The following is a 21,554-nucleotide window of genomic DNA, read 5'->3' as shown; positions in this document are numbered from 1 at the left end:
ACCGGGAGTGCCGTCCTCCGGTGTCCTCAGCCCGCTTCTGCTTCCGGTGCCCTCAGCCCGCTTCCGGTGCCCTCAGCCCGCCGACGGCGACGAGGGCTGCGGGCCGAACCGCCGCACGAGGCCGATCCGCGAGGCGATCCCGAGCTTCGCGTACGTGTGGCCCAGGTGGTATTCGATGGTCTTGACGCTCAGCGCGAGCGCGGTGGCGATCTGACGGTTCGTGAGGCCCTGCGCGGCGAGCCGCGCCACCGCGAGTTCCTGCGGGGTGAGCGCCCCGTCCAGGCCGTCCCCGACGGCGTCCCCCGCCCGCTCGTCGGCCGGGCGGTCGGGCGCCGCGCGCCCGCAGGCGTTCAACTCCCGCACGCAGCGCGCCCGGTAGGGCAGCGCGCCGAGCGCCGTCATGGTCGTGTACGCGGCCTGTAATTGGGCGATCGCCAGGGACCGGCGGCCGAGGCGGCGCAGGAACGAACCGTGGTCCAGCTCCACCCGGGCCCGCCCGAACGCCGCCGGGACCTGCGCCGCGTGGTCCTGCGCACGCGCGTACGCCGCCTGCGCGCGCTGGGTGTCACGGCGCGCGGCGGCCAGGTTGCCCCGGGTGCGCGCGGCCGCCGCGAGCGAGGCGTGCCGGCCGCGGGCCCGCGCCCGCTCCTCGAACGGACCGAGCACCGCCTCCGCCTCGTCCAGCTCGCCGAGCTGGACCAGCGCGTCCACGAGGAGCGGCTGCCAGTCCACGACCCCCGGCTCGTTCACCCCGTCCTGCTCGGCGAACCCGAGCAGCGGGCGCAGCGCGTCCACCACCTCCTGCGGCTCGCCCCGCGCGTCCGCGAGGCTGCCCCGCGCACACACCGCGTACGCGAACGCCACGGGCGTCTCCGCGCCGGCGGGCACGTCGAGGGCGGTCCGCAGATGCTCCGCCGCCCGCTCCCACGCGCCGCGCGCCGCCAGGATCTGGGCGGCGACGCCGTGCGTGACCGGCTTCAGCCAGGACTGGTCGGTGTCGTCGGCGATGGACGCGGCCGACTCGGCGTGGATCAGGGCCTCGTCCCATTCGCCGAGCCGGTGCAGGGTCTGCGCCAGGGCGGAGGCCGAGAGCAGCCTCAATGGCACCGTCGTCGTACGGCAGTTGGAGACCGCGCCGAGCAGGTCCTGGCGGGCCCCGTGCAGATCGTCCGACCACAGCCGCAACTGGCCGCGCGCCAGCAGCAGATCGATGCTCTTCAACGGCACGATCATGGGGTCGGGCAGATCCGCCGCGAGGGCGATGCCCTCCTTGGCGCGCCCGCTCAGCCCCAGGGCGATGAGGTGGTTGAAGCGCAGCATGCGGCTCGGCCCCTGCGCGGTGGAGAGCCGCTGCGCCCGCTCGGCCCACTGCGCGGCCACCGCCGCCCGGCCGCACATGACGGCGGCGTAGCTCAACTGCTCGGCGGCGCGCGCCCCGAGGGACGGGTCCCGCTCGTGGTCGCACTGCTCCCACGCGTCCGCGAGGAGCGTCCAGGCCGCCTCCGTACGGCCCTGGACGCGGGCCACATAGCCGCGTACGTAGCCGCGCAGCGCCGGGTCCGCGCCGTCGGGCAGACCGTGCGCCAGCTCGGCGGCCTCCTGGACCCGGCCGTCGAGCAGCAGCGCCTCGACGGCCTCGACGGCGAGGCGGTCGCGCTCCTCGGGGCTGGTGGCCACGCGCGAGGCATGCCTCAAGTGGGTGCCCGCGACGGCCCATTGGCCGGTGGCGGCCTCGCGGCGCGCGCAGGCCGCGAGGGCGTCGGCGAGCTGCTCGTCCGGTCCGGTGGCGGCGAGCACGCGGTGCCGCAGCTTCGTGTACTCGTCGTCCACGAGCTCGGCGGCCCGGGTGTGCAGGGCGGCGCGCTGGGCGGGGCCGATGTCCTGGTAGACCGCCGCGTGGACCAGGGGGTGCGGGAAGGCGACCTCGGGGGCCACGCCGGCGGGTGTCTCGCGCAGCAGACCGGCCTTGACGGCGCGTTCGAGTGCGGGCAGCGGACGGTCGACGCGCGCGAGCCGGGCGGCGGCGCGCAGCCGGCAGGAGAGCCCGAGCACGCTCACCGCCTGCACCAGGCGCTGCGTCTGCGGCCCGCAGCCCGCCAGGTTGGCGAGCACCAGCATGGCGTACGACCGCGGGGCGGGCAGCGGTGTGGCCACGTCGAGCAGCACGGCCGACGGCACCTGGTCGAGCAGGGCGCGGGCGTGCAGGGGATTGCCGTGCGTGTGGGAGTGCAGGCGCAGGGACGCCGAGTGCGGGAGCCGGGTGACGCCGAGGCGGGTGCTGAGCGTGGACAGTTCGCCGGGGCTGAGGCCGTCGAGCGCCAGGCGGCGGGTGCGGGTGTCGGTGAGCAGGCGGCGCAGGCCGTCGGGCAGTTCGGGCACCTGCGGGTCGCGCAGCGCGACGATCGCGAGGACCCGGTCGTGGCGCAGCCGGCGCAGCGCGAAGGTGAGCGCGTTCAGGGACTCGGGGTCGGCCCAGTGCGCGTCGTCCACGACCAGCACCACGGGCCCTTTGCCCTGCACCTCGCTGAGCAGGTCGAGGAGGCCGAAGCCGGCCGCGAGTGGCGGCAGGTTGGCGTGCAGCGACTGGGGCAGCCGGACGAGCCCGGCCAGGGTGTCCGGCACCGGCAGCGGGCTCTGCCCGACGAGCTGGGCGAGTACGCCGCACGGCAGCGCGCTCTCGTTCTCCTCACCGCTCGCGTGCAGCACGCACGTGCCGTGGACCGAGTCGAGGAAGCGGCGTACGAGCGCCGTCTTGCCGATGCCGCCGGGCCCTTCGAGCAGCACGAGCCGGGGAGAGCCCGTGCAGACGTCCGCGAAGTCCTGCTGGAGTGCGGCCAGTTCCCGCGCCCGGCCGCAGAACGCGTCGCCGGGCGCGGGGGAGTGGAAAAGGTCGTGCGCTGAGTCCCCGGGTGTCATGGGGTGCCATCACCGCCCCGCGCGTCAGTACCGGCCGGGTGACGCGAGTGTGACGGTGACCCGTGCCGGGCGCATGCCAGAACACCACGATGCGGGGCGACACGCGCTCCGCACAAGGCGAATTCCGACTTCCGTCCCGCGCTTACCGGCCGTGTGGGCGGGGTCCGGCCGGCACGGCGTGGCCCTCGCGTGGGCGGCGTCAGGGCGTCACGGCGTGGTCCGGTCGGCGCCCGGCGGCTCCTGGAGCGGCACGTCCTGCGCCGCGCCTTCCGGCAGCGGCGGTTCGAGCAGCGAGAGAAGCTCCAGCCAGCCGTGGAACGGCCGGGGACTCCCGCAGCTCTCGGACGCGACGCTCCCGCACACACCGTCGTGCGAGCGGTACACCTCGATGACGTAGCGCACAACGCCTCCCGGGGGCCGGCCCAGGGCGTGAGCCGTGACGCATGGCGACGCCGCCCAGAGTAGAAGCGGCGCCCCGGGGCTCGCGTCGGTGCGGCACCTAGGGAAGTCCCTAGGGCGGGCCGACCGGGGCCCGCCGCCCCTCACACCAGTTCGGGTTGAGGTTCCCGTTCCGGCTCCGGTTGCCGCACCGGTGCGGCCTTGGGGTCCCACAGTCGGTTGACCCGTGCGTAGCCGATGATCACTGAGGCCATCGCCAGGAGGAGCAGCGGTCCGAACGCCCACGGGTGCTCGGCCATCTCCGACGGCAGATAGCGGTAGGACACCAGGAGCGTGGCGAAGACCGTCGCGCCGTAGGCGACGAGCTGGACTCCCGACCTCTCCCAGCCGCGGTCGAACGAGCGCAGCGCTGCCTCGATCGTGAGCGTGAACACCACGCCGGCGATGAGATCCACGCCGTAGTGGTAGCCGAAGCCCAGCGTCGCGGTGAGCGTGGCGATCAGCCAGAACGTGCCGGCGAAGCGCAGCACCCGGGGGGCCGTGCGGGAATGGATGAAGATCGCGGTGGCCCACGCCGTGTGCAGGCTGGGCATGCAGTTGCGCGGCGTGATGTCGTCGTACGTCATCGGCTGCGGGGCCCCGATCGGCGCCGGCGTGTCCGGCCACAGGTCGGCCACCGCCCAGTGCCCGCCGCCGGTGCCGAAGGCCCCGGTGCCGTAGGCGAAGACCGGTCCGACCACCGGGAAGATCATGTAGATGGCGGGGCCGACCAGGCCGATGACCAGAAACGTACGCACCAGATGGTGGCCCGGGAAGCGGCGCTCGACCGCCACGTTGCGCAGCTGGTACAGCGTGACGACGACCGCCGCCACCGCGAGCTGGACGTAGACGAAGTCGAGGAAGTGGGTGCCGACCGGGCCGGTGGCGTCGACCATCCGGCCGACGAGCCACGACGGGTTGCCCAGCGCGTGGTCGGCGGTCGCGACGTACTGGTCGAGCACCGTCGGGCGCGTCTTCGACGTGATGAGCAGCCAGGCGTCGCCGGTCTTGCGGCCGGCCACCAGGAGCAGGCCGAGGCCGACGCCCTTCAGCAGCAGGACGCGTTCCGGGCCGGTGCGGCGCGTGACGGCGACGACCGCACAGCCCAGCATCACCCACAACGCGCCGTTGCCGAAGGTCAACTTGTCGCCGGTCGCCCACCGCACCAGGAAGAAGGGGACGTCGATCGCGACCGCGACACCAGCCGCGACGAACCGTTGCCGCCAGGTGAGCACCACCATCATCAACGCCATGCCGGCGTACAACAGCGGCCCCGACGCGGGGGCGAACAGCACCTCGCGCGCCTGGTTGGTGATCGGCCCCGGCACGCCGTAATGACGCGCGGCGATCTCCAGCGCGATGAGGAACCCGAGGGCTACCACGCCCGCCGTGGCCCACAGCATCACCCGTGGCTGACGCCACGCGGCGAACTCTTTTCTGCTGTTTATTCGCGAGAAGATTCGCGTTGCTATAGATATCAATGGTTTTGGCCGATTTGTTAGGTTTTAGTTGCGTAGCTCACTCTTCGCGCTGGATTGCATGGCTTTCCGGTGAAGGGCGGGCGATCAGGCGATCGTTGTGAGTCGGATCATGCTAACGGAGTGGGCCGGGTGGGCCTGGCTGGTCACGGATGGCGCGAAGGCCGCTCGCTCCTGAGCTCAGGGGCGTCCGTGACTTCCGTGACCCCTTGTGAGGGCGGTGTTGCCCAGTGCTTCCCGGTGCGCGAGTGTTCCTGCCATGGACCGTGACCGGAACCTCACCTCTCCGTCTCCTTCCTTCCTCTCCTTCCTGACCCGCCGTCAACTGCTGGTTGCCGCAGGCGTGGCCGGGGCCGCCGGCGCCGTGGCCGCGACCGGTACGGTACCCGCGGCCGCGCGGGAGCTGGCCGGTGTGCCGCTGTCCTTCACCCGCGCCACCAACGGCTCGGCGACCCTCTCGCCCGCCGGGGACCGGCTGATCGCCGAGGTGCAGCACGTGCTGTGGTCCCAGCCGCGCACCGGCGGCAAGGCGGTGCCGCTCACCCCGCCCGGCCTCGAACCCAACCGGCCCGTGTTCGCCCCGGACGGCGCGCTCGTCGCGTTCTGCGCGTACCAGGGCGGGGGCTTCCACATCTGGACCATGCGCCCCGACGGCTCGGACGTGCGGCAGCGCACCGAAGGGCCCTGGGACGACCGCGGCCCCGCCTGGTCGCCCGACGGCACCCGGATCGCCTTCGCCTCCGAGCGCGGCGGCGACCCCGTGGCGGGCAGTCCGTACCGCATCCACGTCCTCGACCTGCGCTCCGGCGAGCTGAGCCGGGTGACCGGACTCCCCGGGCAGGAGGGCCCGGCGCAGGACGGGCCCTGGGAGGATTTCGATCCCGCCTGGTCGCCGGACGGGAAGCGGATCCTGTTCGTCCGGGCGAAGGCGGTCACGACACCCACCGGCACCGCCCTGGAGGCACGCACCGTCGCCGCCGTCCCCGCCGACGGCGCGGGCCCGGTCGTCGTGGAGCACACGGAGACCGAGAACGCCCAGGTCATGACGCCCGCCCCGGCTCCCGACGGCCGCCGCCTCGCCTACCTGCGCACCACCGCGGCACCCGAAGCGTCCTGCGCGCTCGTGGTCGACGGCAAGCGCGTGGACGTCGCCGGGGACATCGCCCCCGTACCCCCGCGCTGGACGCCGGACGGCGAGCTGCTGCTCACCGTCGACGGCCGCTTCACCCTCGTACGCCCCGCCGAACCGGGCGCCGCCAAGGCGCTCCCCTTCGACGGCGTCCTGACCGTGGACCGGCCGCGCTACCGCGTCAAGGAGTACGACCTCGGGCTCGCGGAGCAGCGCGCGCGGCCCGTCCGGGGCGTGCACCTGCCCGCCCTCTCGCCCGACGGCCGGCACCTCGCCTTCGCTGCCCTCAACTCTCTCTGGCTCGCGGGCACCGCGGGCGGCCGGGCGCCGAAGCGGCTGCGCCGCGCCGACCGCACGGGCTACCTCCTCGGGCCCTCGTGGGCGCGCGACGGACGTTCCCTGGTCTACGCCGACGACCGTGACGGACTCCTCGGTGTGTACCGGCACGACCTCGCCACCGGCAAGGAGACCGCGCTCGCGACGGGCGGCCGCGTGCACCCGGCGCTCTCGCCCGACGGCAAGCGCCTCGCCTGCCTCGACATGACCGGCCGGCTCGTCGTGCGCGACCTGGCCGCGGGCACCGAACGCGTCCTCGCGGACCCGCTCGGCGGCGGCGGTCTGCCCGGCAGGCCCAGCTGGTCGCCCGACGGCCGGTACGTCGCCCTGTGCGACCGCAACCGCCTCAACCTCCGCTTCCGTGAGGGCTACAACCTCGTCCGCGTCGTCGACACCACCAACGGCGCCGACAAGCTGCACGCCGTCGCGCCCCACACCTCCCTCGCCGACCGGTACGACTCCGGGCCCGTCTGGTCGCCCGACGGCCGCTGGATGGCGGTGATCGTCGAGTCGGCGCTGTGCCTGCTGCCGGTCGCCCCCGACGGCACCCCCCGCGGCAAGCTGCGCACCCTCACCACCGAGCCAGCCGACCACCCCACCTGGTCGGGGGACTCCAGGACGCTCCTGTATCTGTCGGGCACCCGGCTGCGCCTCATCGGCGTCGACGGCGGCCGCGCCCGCACCGTGCGCGTCCCGCTCGACCAGCGCAGGCCCGCGCCCGCCGACACGGTGGTGCACGCGGGGCGGCTGTGGGACGGCACCGGCGACACGGTCCGCGAGGACGTCGACATCGTCGTACGCGGCGGGCGCGTCGCCGCCGTCGAACCGCACCGCGCCTCCCGCACGGGCACACTCCGGCGCGTCGACGCCTCCGGCCGCACCGTCCTGCCCGGCCTGTGGGACACCCACACCCACCCCTGGCAGAGCACCTACGGCGGCCGCCAGACCGTGGGCCAGCTCACGTACGGGATCACCACGGCCGTCTCGCTCGGCGGGTTCGCCCACGAACAGGCCCGCATCCGCGAGGCGGTCGCCACCGGGCAGCTCGCCGGGCCCCGCCTGCTGACCACCGGTGAACTCCTCGACGGCGGCCGCGTCGCCTACAGCATGGGCCGCGCGCACCGCACCCGCGCGGGACTGCGACGCTCCCTGGAGCGGGCCGCGCAGCTCGACTGGGACTTCGTCAAGACGTATGTGCGGGCGCCGAGTTGGGTGATGGAGGAGGCCGCCCGGTTCGCGCACGAACGCCTGGGAGTGCGTGCGGGCAGCCACTTCCTGTCGCCCGGCATCCAGTCCGGGCAGGACCTGACGACCCATCTGCAGGCCACCCAGCGAGCCGAGTTCGGGCACGCGACGACGGCGTCCGGGCGTGCCCACAACGACGTCGTGGAGATCTACAGCGCACGGGGCGCACGCTTCGCGATGATCGCCACACCGTTCACCTCGTCGCCGCTCCTGGGCGCCGACCCTGCCCTCGCCGACGACCCCCGGGTCACGGCCGTGATGCCGCCGTGGGACGCCGCCCAGGTGCGCAAGTCGGCGGGCGTCCCCCCGACACCTGCCCAACTGGCCACGCTGCGCCGGGAGACCGACATCTACCGCCGGATCCTCGCCGCCGGCGGCCTCGTCGCCCTCGGCACCGACCAGCCGCTCGTGCCGGTCGGCCTCTCCCTGCACCTGGGCCTGCGCGCCCTGCACCGCGGCGGCCTCTCCCCGGTCGAGGCACTGCGCACCGCGACGGTGCTGCCCGCGCGGCTGTTCGGCGTCGCCGACGACCTGGGCACCGTGGCACCCGGGAAGATCGCCGACCTGACGGTCGTGGACGGCGACCCGTTCACGGACTTCGCCACGCTGGTACGCACCGTGTCGGTGCTGCGCGGCGGCATCCCGTACGAGACCGACGACCTGGTGGCCGCGTTCCCGCCGCCGGACCGGCACAAGCACGCGACCGCGGACTGGCTGCACGTGGGCCGCCTGATGCGGCGGGACGGGTGCTGCGATCCGGGGGTGTGAGGCGGGAAGGGCGGGCGCGGCGGCCGAGGAGGATCGCGGCACGCGATCCGAGCTCGGCCGCCGCTGGCCGCTGGCCGCTGGCCGCTGGCCGCTGGCCGCTGGCCGCTGGCCGCTGGCCGCTGGCCGCTGGCCGCTGGCCGCTGGCCGCTGGCCGCTGGCCGCTGGCCGCTGGCCGCTGGCCGCTGGCCGCTGGCCGCTGGCCGCTGGCCGCTGGCCGCTGGCCGCTGGCCGCTGGCCGCTGGCCGCTGGCCGCTGGCCGCTGGCCGCTGGCCGCTGGCCGCTGGCCGCTGGCCGCTGGCCGCTGGCCGCTGGCCGCTGGCCGCTGGCCGCTGGCCGGGGGGCGAAGGGGCGGAGGGCGTACCCCGCCCGCATCGGCGGCCCGTGTCGTCAGGCGGGGCGTCGTACCCGCCCAGCGACACCTTGAGTCAGCTTCAGGTGATCGTTCTCCAGGTTCCACTTCCCCTTCTGGTAGGCGTAGTTGCTCACCCAGAACGCCATGATCCCGTCGCGGCGGAACTCCGCCACCGTCGCCAGTGACCAGTCGTTGCCCCCGTCGTGCCAGGCGACGCGGCCGTCATCGGAGTCGATGACGACCCAGCCGTAGCCATAGGCGCCGTCCAGCTCCGGCACCCGCACCTGTGGGGCGAACAGCTTCCGCTTCGCGGCCGCGGACAGGACGCTGTCGCGGGTGAGGGCGCGGTGCCAGCGGAACATGTCCCGGGCGGTGGAGAGCATCCCGCCGTTGCCGCGCAGATTCCAGGACGGCCCGTCGGGCGCCCACGGATGGTCCGTCGGCCGCCCCTGCGCGCGCCCGTGCCGGTCGTACTCGACGGCGATCTCCTCGCGCTTCCACGCGGGCAGCACATAGCCGGTGCGGGTCATCCCGGCGGGCCGGAACAGGCGCTCGACCAGGAAGCGTTCGTAGCTGTGGCCCGAGACCTTCTCGACGATCGCGGCGAGCACGCTGTAGCCGGTATTCGAGTAGTGGAACTCCTTGCCGGGTGCCGACCGCAGCCGGGCCTTCATCGCCCCGGCCAGCAACTCCGTGCGCGACAGCGGGGCGTAGTCGTCGCCGAGCGACTCGGGCAGGCCCGCCGTGTGCGTGAGGAGCTGGTGCAGGGTGATGTCCCGCTTGTCCGCGGGTACGGGGCCGAGATGTGTACCGATCCGGTCGCTCACCCGGAGCTTGCCGCTCATCTCCAGCTTCAGGATCGCGGCGGCGGTGAACTGCTTCGTGATCGACATGACGTCGTACACGGTGTCGCAGGTCGCGGGGGTCTTCGCCGCGCGGTCGGCGAGTCCGCGCCCCGCGCAGTGCTTGAGCTCGCCCCCTCGGGCGGCTGCCACGGTGATGCCGGGCCCCCGGGGGAGCATCCGGTCGAGGTAACGGTCGACGTGCGGGTCCGCCGGGTCCCGGCTCGCCGGGGCGTCTCCCGCCTTCCCGTCACCGGCCCCTGTTCCGGCCACGGTGTGACCATCCGAGCACCCGACGAGTGCGAGCACGAGTAAGAGCACGAGGGAACCGAGGCGACCCACGTATGCCTCCAACAGAGCGACGACAAGATGTGAGGCCAAGGCTGATCGCCGCTCCCGAGCTCGTACAACGAATGAGCTGTTCGAGCTTGTGCGACTCCCGTACGCACAGGTCAGCGACGCACATCGGAACCGGAGGGACCCACATGACGCCACCGCCCGCGCCGCCCCACACCGCCGAAGAGGCCGTGTTCATGGCCGAGTTGCGCCGCCTCAAGGCCTGGTCGGGCCTCAGCTACCGGGAGTTGGAGCGCGCGGCCGCCACGGCGGGTGAGGTGCTGCCGTATTCGACGGCGGCGACCATGCTCCGCCGGGACCGCCTGCCCCGTGAGGCCGTCCTCGTGGCCTTCGTCGTCGCGTGCGGCCTCGACGCCGACGACACCCGGCGGTGGGTGGCCGCTCGTCGGGAGCTCGCGATGGGCGCACGGCCACCCGCCGAACCTGCCGCGGAGCAGCCCGTGCGGCGACGCCGGCCGCGCTTGCGGCTCATGGTCGTCGGCGCGGCGACGGCCGTCGCGGTCCTCGTCGGCGCGGGCGCGGCGGCGATGGGCACGACGACCGTGCAGGAAGAGACGACCCTGCAGGGGACGGAGGGGAGCACACACCAGCCCTGAGAGATCCACTTCCGATACCTGCCCGCGGCCGGGCGGGACGAGGGCGGGCCCGAGCGTGAGCGCATCGGGCCCGTCCCGCGTGGGACTCGGTGCCCGCCCCGCGTGGGACTCGGCGCCCGCTCCGCGTGGGACTCGGTGCCCGCCCTGCGTTGGGACTCGGTCAGACGGAGCGCAGATACTGCTGCGGCACCCGGATCTCCGCGCCCAGCTCCCGCGCCGCGTCCCGCGCCCACGACGGGCTGCGCAGCAGCTCGCGGCCGAGCAGGACGGCGTCCGCCTCGCCGTTGGCGAGGATCTTCTCGGCCTGCTCGACGTCGGTGATCAGGCCGACCGCGGCGACCGGCAGCCCCGTCTCGGCGCGGACGCGCGCCGCGAACGGGACCTGGTAGCCGGGCCCGACCGCGATCTTCACGCCCGCCGCATTGCCGCCGGTGGACACGTCGAGCAGGTCGACGCCGTGCTCCTTGAGGAGTGCCGCGAAGCGCACGGTGTCGTCCGCCGTCCAGCCGCCCTCCTGAAGCCAGTCGGTGGCGGAGATGCGGAAGAACAGCGGCTTGTCCTCGGGCCACACGGCGCGCACCGCGTCCACGACCTCCAGGGGGAAGCGGACCCGGTTCTCGAACGAGCCGCCGTAGGCGTCGGTGCGCCGGTTGGAGTGCGGCGAGAGGAACTCGCCGATCAAGTAGCCGTGGGCGCCGTGCAGTTCGGCGACCTCGAACCCGGCGTCCAGGGCGCGGCGGGCGGCGTCGACGAACTGCCCTGTCACCTCGTGGATCTGATCGGCGGTCAGCTCGGTCGGCACGCTGTGCCGCTCGTCGAACGCGACCGGGCTCGGCCCGACCGGCTGCCAGCCCTCCGCCGTGCCGGGCGCGAGGGGCGCGCCGCCCTGCCACGGCCGGTCGGTGGATGCTTTGCGGCCTGCGTGTGCAATTTGGATGCCCGGCACCGTGCCCTGCTCCTTGAGGAAGGTCGTGATGCGGCGGAACGCCTCGACCTGGGTGTCGTTCCAGATGCCGAGGTCGGCCGGGGAGATGCGGCCCTCGGGGCTGACGGCGGTCGCCTCGGTCAGGATCAGGCCGGTGCCGCCGGTGGCGCGCGCGGCGTAGTGGGCGAAGTGCCAGTCGGTCGGCACGCCCGCCCCCGGCCCCGACGCCTCCGCCGAGTACTGGCACATCGGCGCCATCCACACCCGGTTCGGGATGGTCAGCGATCGCAGGGTGTAGGGCTCGAACAGCGCGCTCACGGCGGCCTCCATACGTGACGGCGGGTGGTACGGGGCAGGCGCCACGGGCGGTCGGACCGCTCGGCGCAGCTCCCTCTCGTACGATAAGCATCGTAGTACGGAAGCTGTCAAACTACGAAGGGTCTCGTACAATGGAGGCGTCCGCACCGCGGAGGGATGTCCCCGACCGCCCTGGGAGAGTGGAGCCGCCATGACGACCGCCGCACCGAGCGCCCGCGCGCTCGTCCATCCGGCGCGTGAGGAGATCCGCCTCGAGGGCGTGCTGCACGCGCTGGCGGACCCGCTGCGTCTGCTGGTCGTGCGTGAACTCGCCCGTGAGGACGCCGAGTTGACGTGCTCGCACTTCGAACTGCCCATCACCAAGTCCACGACCACACACCACTTCCGGGTGCTGCGCGAGGCGGGCCTGATCCGGCAGGTCTACCGCGGCACGGCCAAGGTCAACGTCCTGCGCCGGGCCGACCTGGACGCTCTCTTCCCGGGGCTCCTCGACAGCGTCCTCGCCGCGTCCGCGGGGCAGGCCGACCGCCTCGGCGACTCGTGACCGTACGGGGGCCTTCCCGGCCTTCCCGGCCTTCCCAGGAACGTGGTTGAAGACCACGTTGAGGACGATCGCCGTGACGCACCCCGCGCTGATCCCGCTGTCCATGCCCGTCTGGAACCAGTCGGGGAACCGGTCGCCGATCCCGGGCACACCCACCGGCAGCATGCCCACCGCGACCGACACCGCCACCACCGTCAGGTTGTCGTTGCCGCGGAAGTCGACCCGCGCCAGCGTCCGCAGCCCGCTCGCCGCGACCGTCCCGAACATCACCAGCCCCGCGCCGCCGAGCACCGGCGCCGGAATGGCCGGGGCGCGGTCAGTCCCCCTGGCCGGATGTCTCGCCGCGTGCCGCCGACAGGAGCCCCGGCCAGTCCGGGATCTTCACCGACCCGCGTCCGAGGGAACGCCCGAGCTCCGCCTCCGCGCGCTCGATCGCCTGCCAGCCGGGCCACTCGACGGGCCGGGCGCCCGCGGCACGCAGCGCGGCCAGCGGATCGGCGGGCACGTCGCGCCGTGCGAGGGCGGGTGCGTCGTCGAGCAGGGACAGTGCCGTCTCCTTGGCGCAAGGGCGGTTGGTGCCGATGACGCCGGTCGGCCCGCGCTTGATCCAGCCCGCCACGTACTCGCCGGGCGAGACGGCGCCGTCGCGCAGCACCCGCCCCGCGGCGTGCGGCACCGTTCCCGTGTTCTCGTCGAACGGCAGCCCGTCCAGCGGCACGCCGCGGTAGCCGACGGACCGCAGGACGAGCTGGCCGGTGATGTCCTCGTACGTCCCCGAGCCCGTCACCCCGCCCCGGCCGTCGGGCAGCGTCCGCTCGAACCGTACGCCGCCGACCCGGCCGCCCGACTCCAGTACGGCCACCGGGCGCAGGAAGAACCGCAGCCGGATCCGCCGCGCGAGCCCCCGCTCGGGCCGCCCGGCCCAGCCGCGCATCACCTCGACGTTGCGGCGGCCGGCCGCGGCCAGCCCCGAGGGATCGATGTACGCCGGGTCGAGCGCCAACTCGGCCGGATCGACGAGCACTTCGGCGTCCGGGAGCGAACCGAGCTCCCGCAGCTCCTTCGTGGTGAACCGCGCCTGCGACGGTCCGCGCCGCCCCACCATGTGCACGTCGCGCACCCGGCTCCGCGCGAGCACACCGAGCGCCTCGTGCGGCATGTCGGTCGGCATCAGCTCGGCGGCGCCGCGCGCCAGCATCCGCGCGACGTCCACCGCGACGTTGCCGACGCCGATGACCACGGCCGAGTCCACGCCGCGTACGAAACGATCCGGCGGCCCCGCGCCATTGGCCGTCACGTCCGGGTGGGCGCTGTACCAGGACACGAATTCGGTGGCCGAACAGCTCCCCGGCAGGTCCTCGCCGGGCACCCCGAGGCGGCGATCCGTGGCGGCGCCCACGCAGTACACGACGGCGTGATAGATGCCGAGCAACTGCGCGGGGGAGAGCCCGCCGGGGCCGACCTCGACGCCGCCGAGGAAGCGGACGCGTTCGTGCTCCAGGACCGTACGCAGGTTGTTCTGCAGGGACTTGATCTTCTCGTGGTCCGGCGCGACGCCGTAGCGCACCAGGCCGTACGGGCACGGCAGCCGGTCGAGCACGTCCACCCGTACCCCCGGCACGAGGTCCTGCTGGACCAGACTCTGCGCGGTGTAGACCCCGCTCGGACCTGATCCCACGACGGCGACCTGCACGGTGGCGCTCCTTCCGCGAGGTGTCCCCGGGACGCCTTGAGGCCTGGTGATGCCTGCCTGGCATCAGCATCGCACCCCTGTGCGCACAGGGGGAGGTGTGCCGCCGCGCGCGTTGGCGAATGCGGCGGCCGACGCGGTGCCGCGTGCCGCTGACAGGGTGCCGTGACCGCCGTCCCCGTGCGCGCCGTTTTCGGCGGAATGTGACAGTACGGCTACCGTGCGCCTGTGCGGAAAGGTTCATTTTGCGACGAGAACGATCATTACCGGTCGGGCGGCGGGCGGGCCGCCGACCGGGAGTCGGCGCCGGGAGAGGGGGACCGTGCGGCGCGTGGCGGGGCGGGGGACCTGCGGCCGGTGGAACCGGCGGGGCTGACGGGTCCTGCGGGCTCGGCGGGTCCTGCGGGCTTCGCGGGGGAGTGGGTGGCCGGTCCCGAGGTCCCGGCGGACGCGGGCCTCGGTGGCGTCGAGTGGCCCATGGCCGAGGACTGGGTCGAGGACTGGGTCGAGGTGTCGTGGCCGGCGGGGGAGAGCGTGGTGACCGTGCCGAGACCGGCGTCCGAGGTTCCGGGCGCGGCGCCGCCCGGTTGGTCGGCCGACCCTGAGCATGCCGACCCTGGACCGGCCGCCCATGAGGGGGAGTGGGCCGAGGCGGCGGCCGGTGACCACGACGGCTGGAGGCGGTCCGCGGAGTTCCCTCCGGCCGGGTGGGACGGGCCACTGGCGGCTGTGTGGGAGGGGTGGGTCGGTCCGGTGGCGGACGTCGGGGACGGGCGAGCCGGTCTGAACGGTGACGCGCGGGGCGGACGGGGCGGACGGGTCGGTCCTGCGGGGGATGTTCGGGAGGCGTGGGTCGCTCCTGGGGAGGGCTCCTGGGCGGAGCCGGGCGGGCCGCCCCCGTTCGGCGAGGACGAGTGGACGCCCTCACACGCGGGCGTCGCCCACCGTGGCGGGCCGGAGCCGACGGAGCGGCCCCAGGACGACTGGGCGGAACCGGAGGTGACCGGCCAGGACGGCCCCCTCTTCCACGTGCGTCTGGCCTTCGACGGCCGCAGCGGCGGTGGCGCGGACGGCGGCCGCGCGGGCACCACCGGCAGCGGCTGCTGCCTCGCCGGGGCCGGTGGCGCCGACGTCCTCGCCTCCGTCTCCGACGGCCGGATCACCATCGAGGAACTGCGGGCCCGCCCCCCGCTCCCCCTGGACAGCCTCGCGGCGCTCGCCGCCCGCCTCGAAGGCCCCCTCAACGACGCCGTCCGCGGCCTCGCCGAGCGACACGGAACCGAACTCGGCGCCGGACCCGGAGCCGCGGAGCCCACCTGCCGGAACGGTGCCGCCCCCACCCAGGAGCCGCCCGCCGCACGCCGGGGCCGCCCGTCCGCACGCCGCGGCAGCGCCGTACGGCACGTCACGGCGGAGGCGTACCGCGGGGCCCTGGACGACGGCGAGGACCCGGTGCTCGCCGTGATGCGCGCGACGGGACACAGCCGCCGCAAGTCGCTGCGGCTCATCGCGGGCGCGCGGGACGCGGGACTTCTGATGCCGCGTCACCACCGCCGCTGAGCGCTCCGCTGGTCGTGCGGTTCACCTGCGGGCAGGTGGGGGGCTGGCGCCGCGCTCACGCGGCGCGCAACCGTCCGAACTGATCCGTCCGCAAGCCGGTGCACGTCTCCACCCAGCCCCGCTCGAACCTCAACACCCCAGCCATACAACGAAGATGCGCAGCTCACGGCCTTGTGCAAGACGCTTTAGCCGGACTAAGAGGCCGTTGAGCGGTTCGTCGTTGTTCCCCGCGGCCCGTTGGGCGACCTTCGGTGCAGGGATGACAGCAATCGCCGGAGGGTGGGCAGCATGAGGAGAACGATGAGGGCGATCAGGGTGCGTGACCGTGAGGCCGGGCTGGACGGGATGACGGCGGAGGAGGTGCCCTATCCGCATGCGGCCGAGAACGACGTCGTCGTCAAAGTGCACGCAGCCGGGTTCACCCCCGGTGAGCTGGACTGGCCCGGCACCTGGACCGACCGCGCGGGCCGCGACCGTACGCCTGCCATCCCCGGGCATGAAGTGGCCGGCGTGGTGGCCGAGTTGGGCTTGGGTACCACGGGGCTGACCGTGGGGCAGCGGGTGTTCGGGCTGACCGACTGGACGCGCGACGGCACCCTCGCCGAGTACGTGGCGGTGGAGGCCCGCAACCTGGCGCCGCTGCCCGCCGAGATCGACTACGTGCACGGCGCCGCGCTTCCGCTGCCCGGACTCACCGCGTGGCAGGGACTGTTCGACCACGGCCGCCTGACGGCAGGGCAGACCGTGCTGATCCATGGCGCGGCCGGTGGCGTCGGCTCGATGGCCGTCCAGCTGGCCCATGACGCCGGTGCGTACGTGATCGCCACAGGTCGTTCCGGAGACCGGGACACCGCGGCGGAACTGGGCGCGGACGACTTCGTCGACCTGCGGCACGACCGGCTGGAGGAGCACGGTCCGGTGGACGTGGTGCTGGATGTGATCGGTGGGGAGGTGCTCGACCGCTCAGCGGCCCTGGTGCGCCGTGGCGGCACGCTGGTGACCATCGCGGAACCGCCACGGGTACGTCCCGACGACGGCCGTGCGCTCTTCTTCATCGTCGAACCCGACCGCCTCCGGCTCGCCGACCTCGCCCGGCGCGTGCGTGAGCGATGCCTGTACCCCTTGGTGGGAGCGGTGCGTTCACTGGCTGATGTGCAGGCCGCGTTCTCGACCCGGCAGCGCGTCCCCGGAAAGACGATCATTCAGGTGGCCGATGGGTGAGTCGCCTCCGTTGCACGCGCGGCGTCTGCATGCGAGGCGTCTGCACGCGCGGCGTCCGTGAGACGGGCGAAGAAGTGCGACACATGGTGTCGGGTTTAAGGTCCACCATGGTTTCACCGGTCGGCGTCGACGACGGACGTGGACCGGGCCGTACAGATGGCCGAGACCTTGAGGGGATGCATGTCCGACACATCGACACCGGAGCTCCACGGAAAGATCGCTTTGGTCGCGGGGGCGACGCGGGGGGCCGGGCGCGGCATCGCGGTGCAGCTCGGCGCGGCAGGTGCGACGGTCTACGTCACCGGCCGCACCACGCCGGAACGACGCTCGGAGTACGACCGGTCCGAGACGTTCGAGGAGACCGCGGAACTGGTCACCGCCGCGGGCGGGAAGGGCATCGCGGTGCAGACCGACCACTTGGTGCCCGAGCAGGTCCGCGCGCTGGCCGAGCGCATCGACGCCGAACAGGGGCGGCTCGATGTGCTGGTCAACAACGTCTGGGGCGGCGAGCGGCTGTTCGCGTTCGACACACCGGTGTGGGAGCACGACCTCGACAACGGACTGCGGCTGCTCCGGCTCGGTGTGGAGACCCACGCGATCACCAGCCACTACCTGCTGCCCCTGCTGGTGCGGCAACCGGGCGGGCTCGTGGTCGAGATGACCGACGGGACAGCCGCCTACAACGGAGCGAACTACCGGAACTCCTACTTCTACGACCTGGTCAAGAACAGCGTGCTGCGCATGGCGTTCGTGCTCGCACACGAGCTGAAGCCGCACGGCGGGACGGCGGTGGCGCTCACCCCGGGCTGGCTGCGCTCGGAGATGATGCTGGACGGCTTCGGCGTCACCGAGGAGAACTGGCGCGACGCGCTGGCCAAGGTGCCGCACTTCTGCATTTCGGAGAGCCCGGCGTACGTCGGACGCGCGGTCGCGGCGCTGGCCGGTGACGCCGACGTCGCGCGCTGGAACGGCCAGTCGCTGTCCAGCGGGCAACTGGCACGGGAATACGGCTTCACCGACCTCGACGGTTCGCGCCCGGACTGCTGGCGCTACCTGGTCGAGGTCGACGACGCGGGCAAGCCGGCGGACGCGACCGGCTATCGGTGACCGGTACCGCTCACGGTGCGCGGCGTCGTACGGCTGACAGTCGTACGACGCCGCGCACCGGCGCGACGGGCAGCCCGCGGGGCGCGTCGTCGCGCGGAACGACGCGGAGCGATCATGGGGCGAGGACGATTCCTGGAGGGGGCCGATGCTGGAGCGGCACGAGATCGAAGGGTTCCTGGTGCTGGCCGAAGAGCTGCACTTCGGGCGGGCGGCCGAGCGCATGCGCCTCTCCCCGGGCCGGGTCAGCCAGACGATCAAGAAGTTGGAGCGCCGGATCGGCGCGCCGTTGTTCGAGCGGACCAGCCGTCGGGTTGTGCTGACACCGCTCGGCAAGCAGTTCAGGGACGACCTGGAACCGGTGCGGCAGCGGTTGGAGGAAGTCGTCAAGCAGGCGATGGCGACCGCGCGCGGCGTGGAGGGCGTGCTGCGGGTGGGCTTTCTGGGGTCGGGCGCAGGGCGGCTCGGCCCTGCCCTCATGGACGAGTTCACGTCCCGGCATCCCGGTTGCGAGGTGCAGATGCGCGAGACGCACTTCGCGGATCCGCTGGGGCCGCTGCGCGCCGGGGACATCGACGTTCTGATCACTCGGCTGCCGGTGGATGAGCCTGACCTCGCCGTCGGCGTGACCCTTGTCTCGGAGCCGAGGGTGATCGCCGTTCCGGCCGGCCATCCCTTCGCCCGGCGCGAGTCGCTCTCGCTCGAGGATCTCGCCCGTGACACCGTCTTCGGCGTCACTGGTCCCGCCCCGGCCTACTGGTGGGACTTCCACGTCCCGCGGGAGACGCCGAGCGGCAAGCCCATCCCGCGCGGGCAGGACGTCGCGACCTTTCAGGAACTGCTCGCGCTCATCGCCGCGGGCCAGGGCATCTCGCCCCTGGTCGCGTCGGTCGGCCACTACTACGCCCGTCCCGACATCGTGTTCATCCCCTGCCCGGACGCGCCGTTCAGCGATGTCGCGGTGGTGTGGCGTGCCGCCGGGGCCACCGCTCGTATCCGGGCGTTCGTCGAGGCCGCGGAGGCCGTCGTCGACGCCAACGGCGGTCCCGCCTCCTACTGAGTCGCGTGCTTGCATCATCTTCGGCGCGGCAATTGCCGTACGAGCGAAGTGCACGGCCATGACCCTTCCGCAGGGTCATGGCCGTGTTGTCGCTTCGGGCCGGGTCAGGCGGCCAGGGTGGGGGTGCGGGTGTCCTCGGCGGCGGGTGCCTCCGCGGCGGGGGCGTCCCCGGCGGGAACCGCGCGGTCCTTCGTGCGATTCGTACGATTCGTACGACGGCGGTCGAGCGCTCCGGACAGCAGCGCCAGGAGCAGTGCGCCGACGGCCAGGAGAGCACCGATCCAGTTGGGGGCCGCGTAACCGGCGCCGGCGTCGATGGCCAGGCCGCCGAGCCAGGCGGCAACCGCATTGCCGATGTTGAAGGCGCCGATGTTGACGGCGGAGGCCAGCGCGGCGCCGCCCTCGGCCTTGTCCATCACCCGCATCTGGATCGGCGGGACGAGCATGAAGCCGACGACGCCGAAGATCACGAGGGTGGCGGCGGCCGGAATCCGGAAGTGCGAGGTGAAGGTGAAGAGGGCGAGGACCGCCGTGATGCCGGCGAGGGAGACGTACAGCGTGGGCATCAGCTTGCGATCGGCCCACTTGCCGCCGAACAGGTTGCCGACGAACAGCCCGATCCCGAGCAGGACGAGGAGCCAGGGCACCATGCCCTCGGAGAACCCGGCGACGTCGGTCATCATCTTCTCGATGTAGGTGACGGTGCCGAAGACGGCACCGAAGCCCAGGGCGGTGATCGCGAGCGCCAGCCAGACCTGTCCCCGCGCGAAGACCTTCAGCTCCTGGCGCAGCCCGCCGGTCTCCTCCATAGGCTGCTTGGGGACCAGCGTCATGATGCCGAGCAGGCCGATCACACCGATCAGGGTCACGGCCCAGAAGGTGGAGCGCCAGCCGAAGTGCTGGCCCAGCGCGGTGCCCAGCGGCACGCCCGCCACGTGGGCCCCGGTCAGCCCGGCGAACATCAGCGCCACCGCCGAAGCCTTCTTGGCCGGGGCGACGAGGTTCGCCGCCACCACCGAGCCGATGCCGAAGAACGCTCCGTGGGCGAGCGCGGCCACGACACGGCCGGTCATCAGGGTGCCGTAGCTCGGCGCGAGCGCGGAGATCAGGTTGCCGGCGATGAAGAGCGCCATCAGTCCGGTCAGCATCGCCTTGCGAGGAATCTTCGACCCCGCCGCGGTCAGCAGCGGGGCCCCGACCGCGACGCTCATCGCGTACCCGGAGACCAGCAGGCCCACGGCAGGGATCGAGACCCCCAGATCGGCGGAGATGTCGGACGTCAGGCCGACGATGACGAATTCTGTCAGACCGATGCCGAAGGCACCGATCGCGAGGGCCAGCAGTGCGAGAGGCATTGCGCTCTCCTCCTGAGCAGGTCCGACCGCTTAACAGCCGGACATCGAGGGGGACTTGGGACGGCAGCGCCACAAGAACCCCCTGCCAGGGGAGGCTCGTCCGCGCCGCACCCCAACGATCTGATGCCGGACGAGCAGCAACAACGGTGATCTCCTCAACGGACGTTTAGCGCGAGTGCGCGATGAGGAAGACCGTCGCGGTGGTGCCCCGCATCGCGGTGCTGTCGCCTGCGTCGCGCATTTCATCCCGAAGAGCCGGAAGAGGAGCCGTTATGAGCGAGCCAACTGAACTGCCCCCGGAGATAGACACGTCCGTCGCCCACAGTGCGCGTATCTGGAACTACTGGCTGGGCGGCAAGGACTACTTCCCCGCCGACAAGCGCGCCGGTGACGCCTACCGGGCCAAGGTCCCGCTGGCTGGGCCGATGGCCAAGGAGTCACGGGACTTTCTGCGGCGGGCCGTCAGCTTTCTGGTCCGGGAGGCCGGGATCCGCCAGTTCCTGGACCTGGGCGCCGGGCTGCCCACGGACAACAACACCCACGAGATTGCCCAGCGGATCGCCCCCGACAGCCGCGTGGTCTACGTAGACCACGACCCGCTCGTCCTGCTGCACGTCCACGCGCTGCGCACCACCGACCCGGGCGGTGCCACCGACTATGTGCTGGCGGACATGCGCCACACAGAGAGGGTCTTACAAGGCGCGGCCAAGACCCTCGACATGACCCGGCCCATCGGACTCGTGATCAACGACGTCCTCGGGCACATCGTGGACTGGGACGAGGCCCTGTCGCTGGTGCGTCGCCTGGTGGAGCGCTTGGCGTCGGGGAGCTACCTGGTCCTGAGCCACTCCACCGCCGCGGACGAGGAACACCGTGCGGCGCAGGAGGAGTACAACAAGTCCGGTGCGATTCCCTACATCCTGCGTGAGCCGTCGGTAACGGTCGCCTTCTTTGCGGGCCTTGAGCTCGTCGAACCCGGATTCACGTCGTTTCCGCGCTGGCGACCCGACGCGAACACCGGCCGCCTCACCGATCGCATGTGCTGGGGTGGCGTCGCGCGGATCCCGTGACGACGGGCGGCGCGGGCCCCGCGCAGGGCCCTCGCCTGCCTCGGTCACAGCCACCCCCGCGCCGCCGGTCCCGACGGGGTGCGTGCTGCCGCGCACCCCCAGGCCCACCCGCACCTGACCATCAGTCAGGCAGATGAGGTCGTGCTCGTCCTCGGCCCCGGCACAGCAGTGTCCGCGGCCCGCGTTGCCCTGATCGCGCAGATCACTGCCGGACCCGGTTGAGCCGCCGCAGTTGCTGGGCGTGCTCGGC

Annotated in this window: 15 protein-coding genes and 1 pseudogene; 8 read left to right on the top strand and 8 right to left on the bottom strand. The window is 73.1% G+C overall.

Going from position 1 to position 21,554, the window contains the following annotated elements; all coding sequences use genetic code 11:
- Positions 1-72: 72 nt before the first annotated feature.
- The 3 genes from AC0KTA_RS01400 to AC0KTA_RS01390 all read right to left on the bottom strand — a co-directional run bounded on the left by AC0KTA_RS01400 (position 73) and on the right by AC0KTA_RS01390 (position 4,757).
- Positions 73-2,916 carry an ATP-binding protein gene (locus AC0KTA_RS01400; RefSeq protein ID WP_481053231.1) on the bottom strand — a complete coding sequence of 948 codons (2,844 nt, stop codon included), beginning with the start codon at positions 2,914-2,916 and terminating at the stop codon, positions 73-75.
- 207 nt (positions 2,917-3,123) lie between these two features.
- Positions 3,124-3,318 (bottom strand): hypothetical protein, encoded by a 195-nt coding sequence (locus AC0KTA_RS01395; RefSeq protein WP_481053230.1) that lies wholly within the window; start codon positions 3,316-3,318, stop codon positions 3,124-3,126.
- A gap of 140 nt (positions 3,319-3,458) precedes the next feature.
- Positions 3,459-4,757 carry a phosphatase PAP2 family protein gene (locus AC0KTA_RS01390; protein WP_481053229.1) on the bottom strand — a complete coding sequence of 433 codons (1,299 nt, stop codon included), beginning with the start codon at positions 4,755-4,757 and terminating at the stop codon, positions 3,459-3,461.
- Positions 4,758-5,091: 334 nt separating this feature from the next.
- On the opposite strand from AC0KTA_RS01390, the gene AC0KTA_RS01385 reads away from it, so the two are divergent.
- Positions 5,092-8,310 carry an amidohydrolase family protein gene (locus AC0KTA_RS01385; RefSeq protein ID WP_481053228.1) on the top strand — a complete coding sequence of 1,073 codons (3,219 nt, stop codon included), beginning with the start codon at positions 5,092-5,094 and terminating at the stop codon, positions 8,308-8,310.
- 387 nt (positions 8,311-8,697) lie between these two features.
- On the opposite strand, the gene AC0KTA_RS01380 is transcribed toward AC0KTA_RS01385, so the two are convergent.
- A complete protein-coding gene (locus tag AC0KTA_RS01380) occupies positions 8,698-9,777 on the bottom strand; it encodes a serine hydrolase domain-containing protein (protein WP_481053227.1) in 1,080 nt (359 codons plus the stop codon).
- Positions 9,778-9,989: 212 nt separating this feature from the next.
- Here AC0KTA_RS01380 and AC0KTA_RS01375 point away from each other — a divergent pair, with 212 nt between their 5' ends.
- On the top strand, positions 9,990-10,457 hold the full coding sequence (locus AC0KTA_RS01375; RefSeq protein ID WP_481053226.1) for a hypothetical protein: 468 nt from the start codon (positions 9,990-9,992) through the stop codon (positions 10,455-10,457).
- A 160-nt stretch (positions 10,458-10,617) separates the two neighbouring features.
- Here AC0KTA_RS01375 and AC0KTA_RS01370 read toward each other — a convergent pair whose 3' ends face one another.
- On the bottom strand, positions 10,618-11,700 hold the full coding sequence (locus tag AC0KTA_RS01370) for an NADH:flavin oxidoreductase/NADH oxidase (RefSeq protein WP_481053225.1): 1,083 nt from the start codon (positions 11,698-11,700) through the stop codon (positions 10,618-10,620).
- A gap of 190 nt (positions 11,701-11,890) precedes the next feature.
- On the opposite strand from AC0KTA_RS01370, the gene AC0KTA_RS01365 reads away from it, so the two are divergent.
- A complete protein-coding gene (locus tag AC0KTA_RS01365) occupies positions 11,891-12,244 on the top strand; it encodes an ArsR/SmtB family transcription factor (RefSeq protein ID WP_481053224.1) in 354 nt (117 codons plus the stop codon).
- On the opposite strand, the pseudogene AC0KTA_RS01360 reads toward AC0KTA_RS01365, so the two are convergent.
- Both AC0KTA_RS01360 and AC0KTA_RS01355 read right to left on the bottom strand, forming a co-directional pair.
- Positions 12,167-12,550: pseudogene (locus AC0KTA_RS01360) on the bottom strand (solute carrier family 23 protein); the annotation flags it as partial. The gene AC0KTA_RS01365 and the pseudogene AC0KTA_RS01360 overlap by 78 nt on opposite strands.
- Positions 12,551-12,560: 10 nt before the next feature.
- Positions 12,561-13,937: an FAD-dependent oxidoreductase gene (locus AC0KTA_RS01355; protein WP_481053223.1), complete on the bottom strand. Its 1,377-nt coding sequence runs from the start codon at positions 13,935-13,937 to the stop codon at positions 12,561-12,563.
- Between the two features lie 225 nt (positions 13,938-14,162).
- Between AC0KTA_RS01355 and AC0KTA_RS01350 the strand changes: the two genes are divergently transcribed.
- The 4 genes from AC0KTA_RS01350 to AC0KTA_RS01335 all read left to right on the top strand — a co-directional run bounded on the left by AC0KTA_RS01350 (position 14,163) and on the right by AC0KTA_RS01335 (position 18,879).
- Complete coding sequence (locus tag AC0KTA_RS01350) at positions 14,163-15,494, top strand: DUF6214 family protein (protein WP_481053222.1); 1,332 nt, start codon at positions 14,163-14,165, stop codon at positions 15,492-15,494.
- Between the two features lie 300 nt (positions 15,495-15,794).
- Positions 15,795-16,715, top strand: a complete 921-nt coding sequence (locus AC0KTA_RS01345; RefSeq protein ID WP_481056731.1) for an NADP-dependent oxidoreductase — start codon at positions 15,795-15,797, stop codon at positions 16,713-16,715.
- A 180-nt stretch (positions 16,716-16,895) separates the two neighbouring features.
- Entirely contained in the window at positions 16,896-17,822 is a 927-nt protein-coding gene (locus AC0KTA_RS01340) for an SDR family oxidoreductase (RefSeq protein WP_481053221.1), read from the top strand.
- Between the two features lie 145 nt (positions 17,823-17,967).
- Entirely contained in the window at positions 17,968-18,879 is a 912-nt protein-coding gene (locus AC0KTA_RS01335; protein WP_481053220.1) for a LysR family transcriptional regulator, read from the top strand.
- 104 nt (positions 18,880-18,983) lie between these two features.
- Here the strand turns inward: AC0KTA_RS01335 and AC0KTA_RS01330 are convergent, their stop codons facing one another.
- Positions 18,984-20,234, bottom strand: a complete 1,251-nt coding sequence (locus AC0KTA_RS01330) for an MFS transporter (RefSeq protein ID WP_481053219.1) — start codon at positions 20,232-20,234, stop codon at positions 18,984-18,986.
- A 272-nt stretch (positions 20,235-20,506) separates the two neighbouring features.
- Here AC0KTA_RS01330 and AC0KTA_RS01325 point away from each other — a divergent pair, with 272 nt between their 5' ends.
- Positions 20,507-21,304 carry an SAM-dependent methyltransferase gene (locus AC0KTA_RS01325; RefSeq protein WP_481053218.1) on the top strand — a complete coding sequence of 266 codons (798 nt, stop codon included), beginning with the start codon at positions 20,507-20,509 and terminating at the stop codon, positions 21,302-21,304.
- Positions 21,305-21,554: the final 250 nt, after the last annotated feature.

It is taken from the genome of Streptomyces sp. Y309, assembly GCF_056712025.1.
The sequence above is the reverse complement of the archived record's forward strand: the minus strand, read 5'-3'. Positions and strand labels throughout refer to the sequence as shown.

Coding starts and splice junctions, on each gene's coding strand:
- AC0KTA_RS01400 (WP_481053231.1), bottom strand. CDS start 2,916: ATGACACCCGGGGACTCAGCGCACGACCTTTTCCACTCCCCCGCGCCC.
- AC0KTA_RS01390 (WP_481053229.1), bottom strand. CDS start 4,757: ATGCTGTGGGCCACGGCGGGCGTGGTAGCCCTCGGGTTCCTCATCGCG.
- AC0KTA_RS01385 (WP_481053228.1), top strand. CDS start 5,092: ATGGACCGTGACCGGAACCTCACCTCTCCGTCTCCTTCCTTCCTCTCC.
- AC0KTA_RS01375 (WP_481053226.1), top strand. CDS start 9,990: ATGACGCCACCGCCCGCGCCGCCCCACACCGCCGAAGAGGCCGTGTTC.
- AC0KTA_RS01365 (WP_481053224.1), top strand. CDS start 11,891: ATGACGACCGCCGCACCGAGCGCCCGCGCGCTCGTCCATCCGGCGCGT.
- AC0KTA_RS01345 (WP_481056731.1), top strand. CDS start 15,795: ATGAGGGCGATCAGGGTGCGTGACCGTGAGGCCGGGCTGGACGGGATG.
- AC0KTA_RS01340 (WP_481053221.1), top strand. CDS start 16,896: ATGTCCGACACATCGACACCGGAGCTCCACGGAAAGATCGCTTTGGTC.
- AC0KTA_RS01335 (WP_481053220.1), top strand. CDS start 17,968: ATGCTGGAGCGGCACGAGATCGAAGGGTTCCTGGTGCTGGCCGAAGAG.
- AC0KTA_RS01330 (WP_481053219.1), bottom strand. CDS start 20,234: ATGCCTCTCGCACTGCTGGCCCTCGCGATCGGTGCCTTCGGCATCGGT.
- AC0KTA_RS01325 (WP_481053218.1), top strand. CDS start 20,507: ATGAGCGAGCCAACTGAACTGCCCCCGGAGATAGACACGTCCGTCGCC.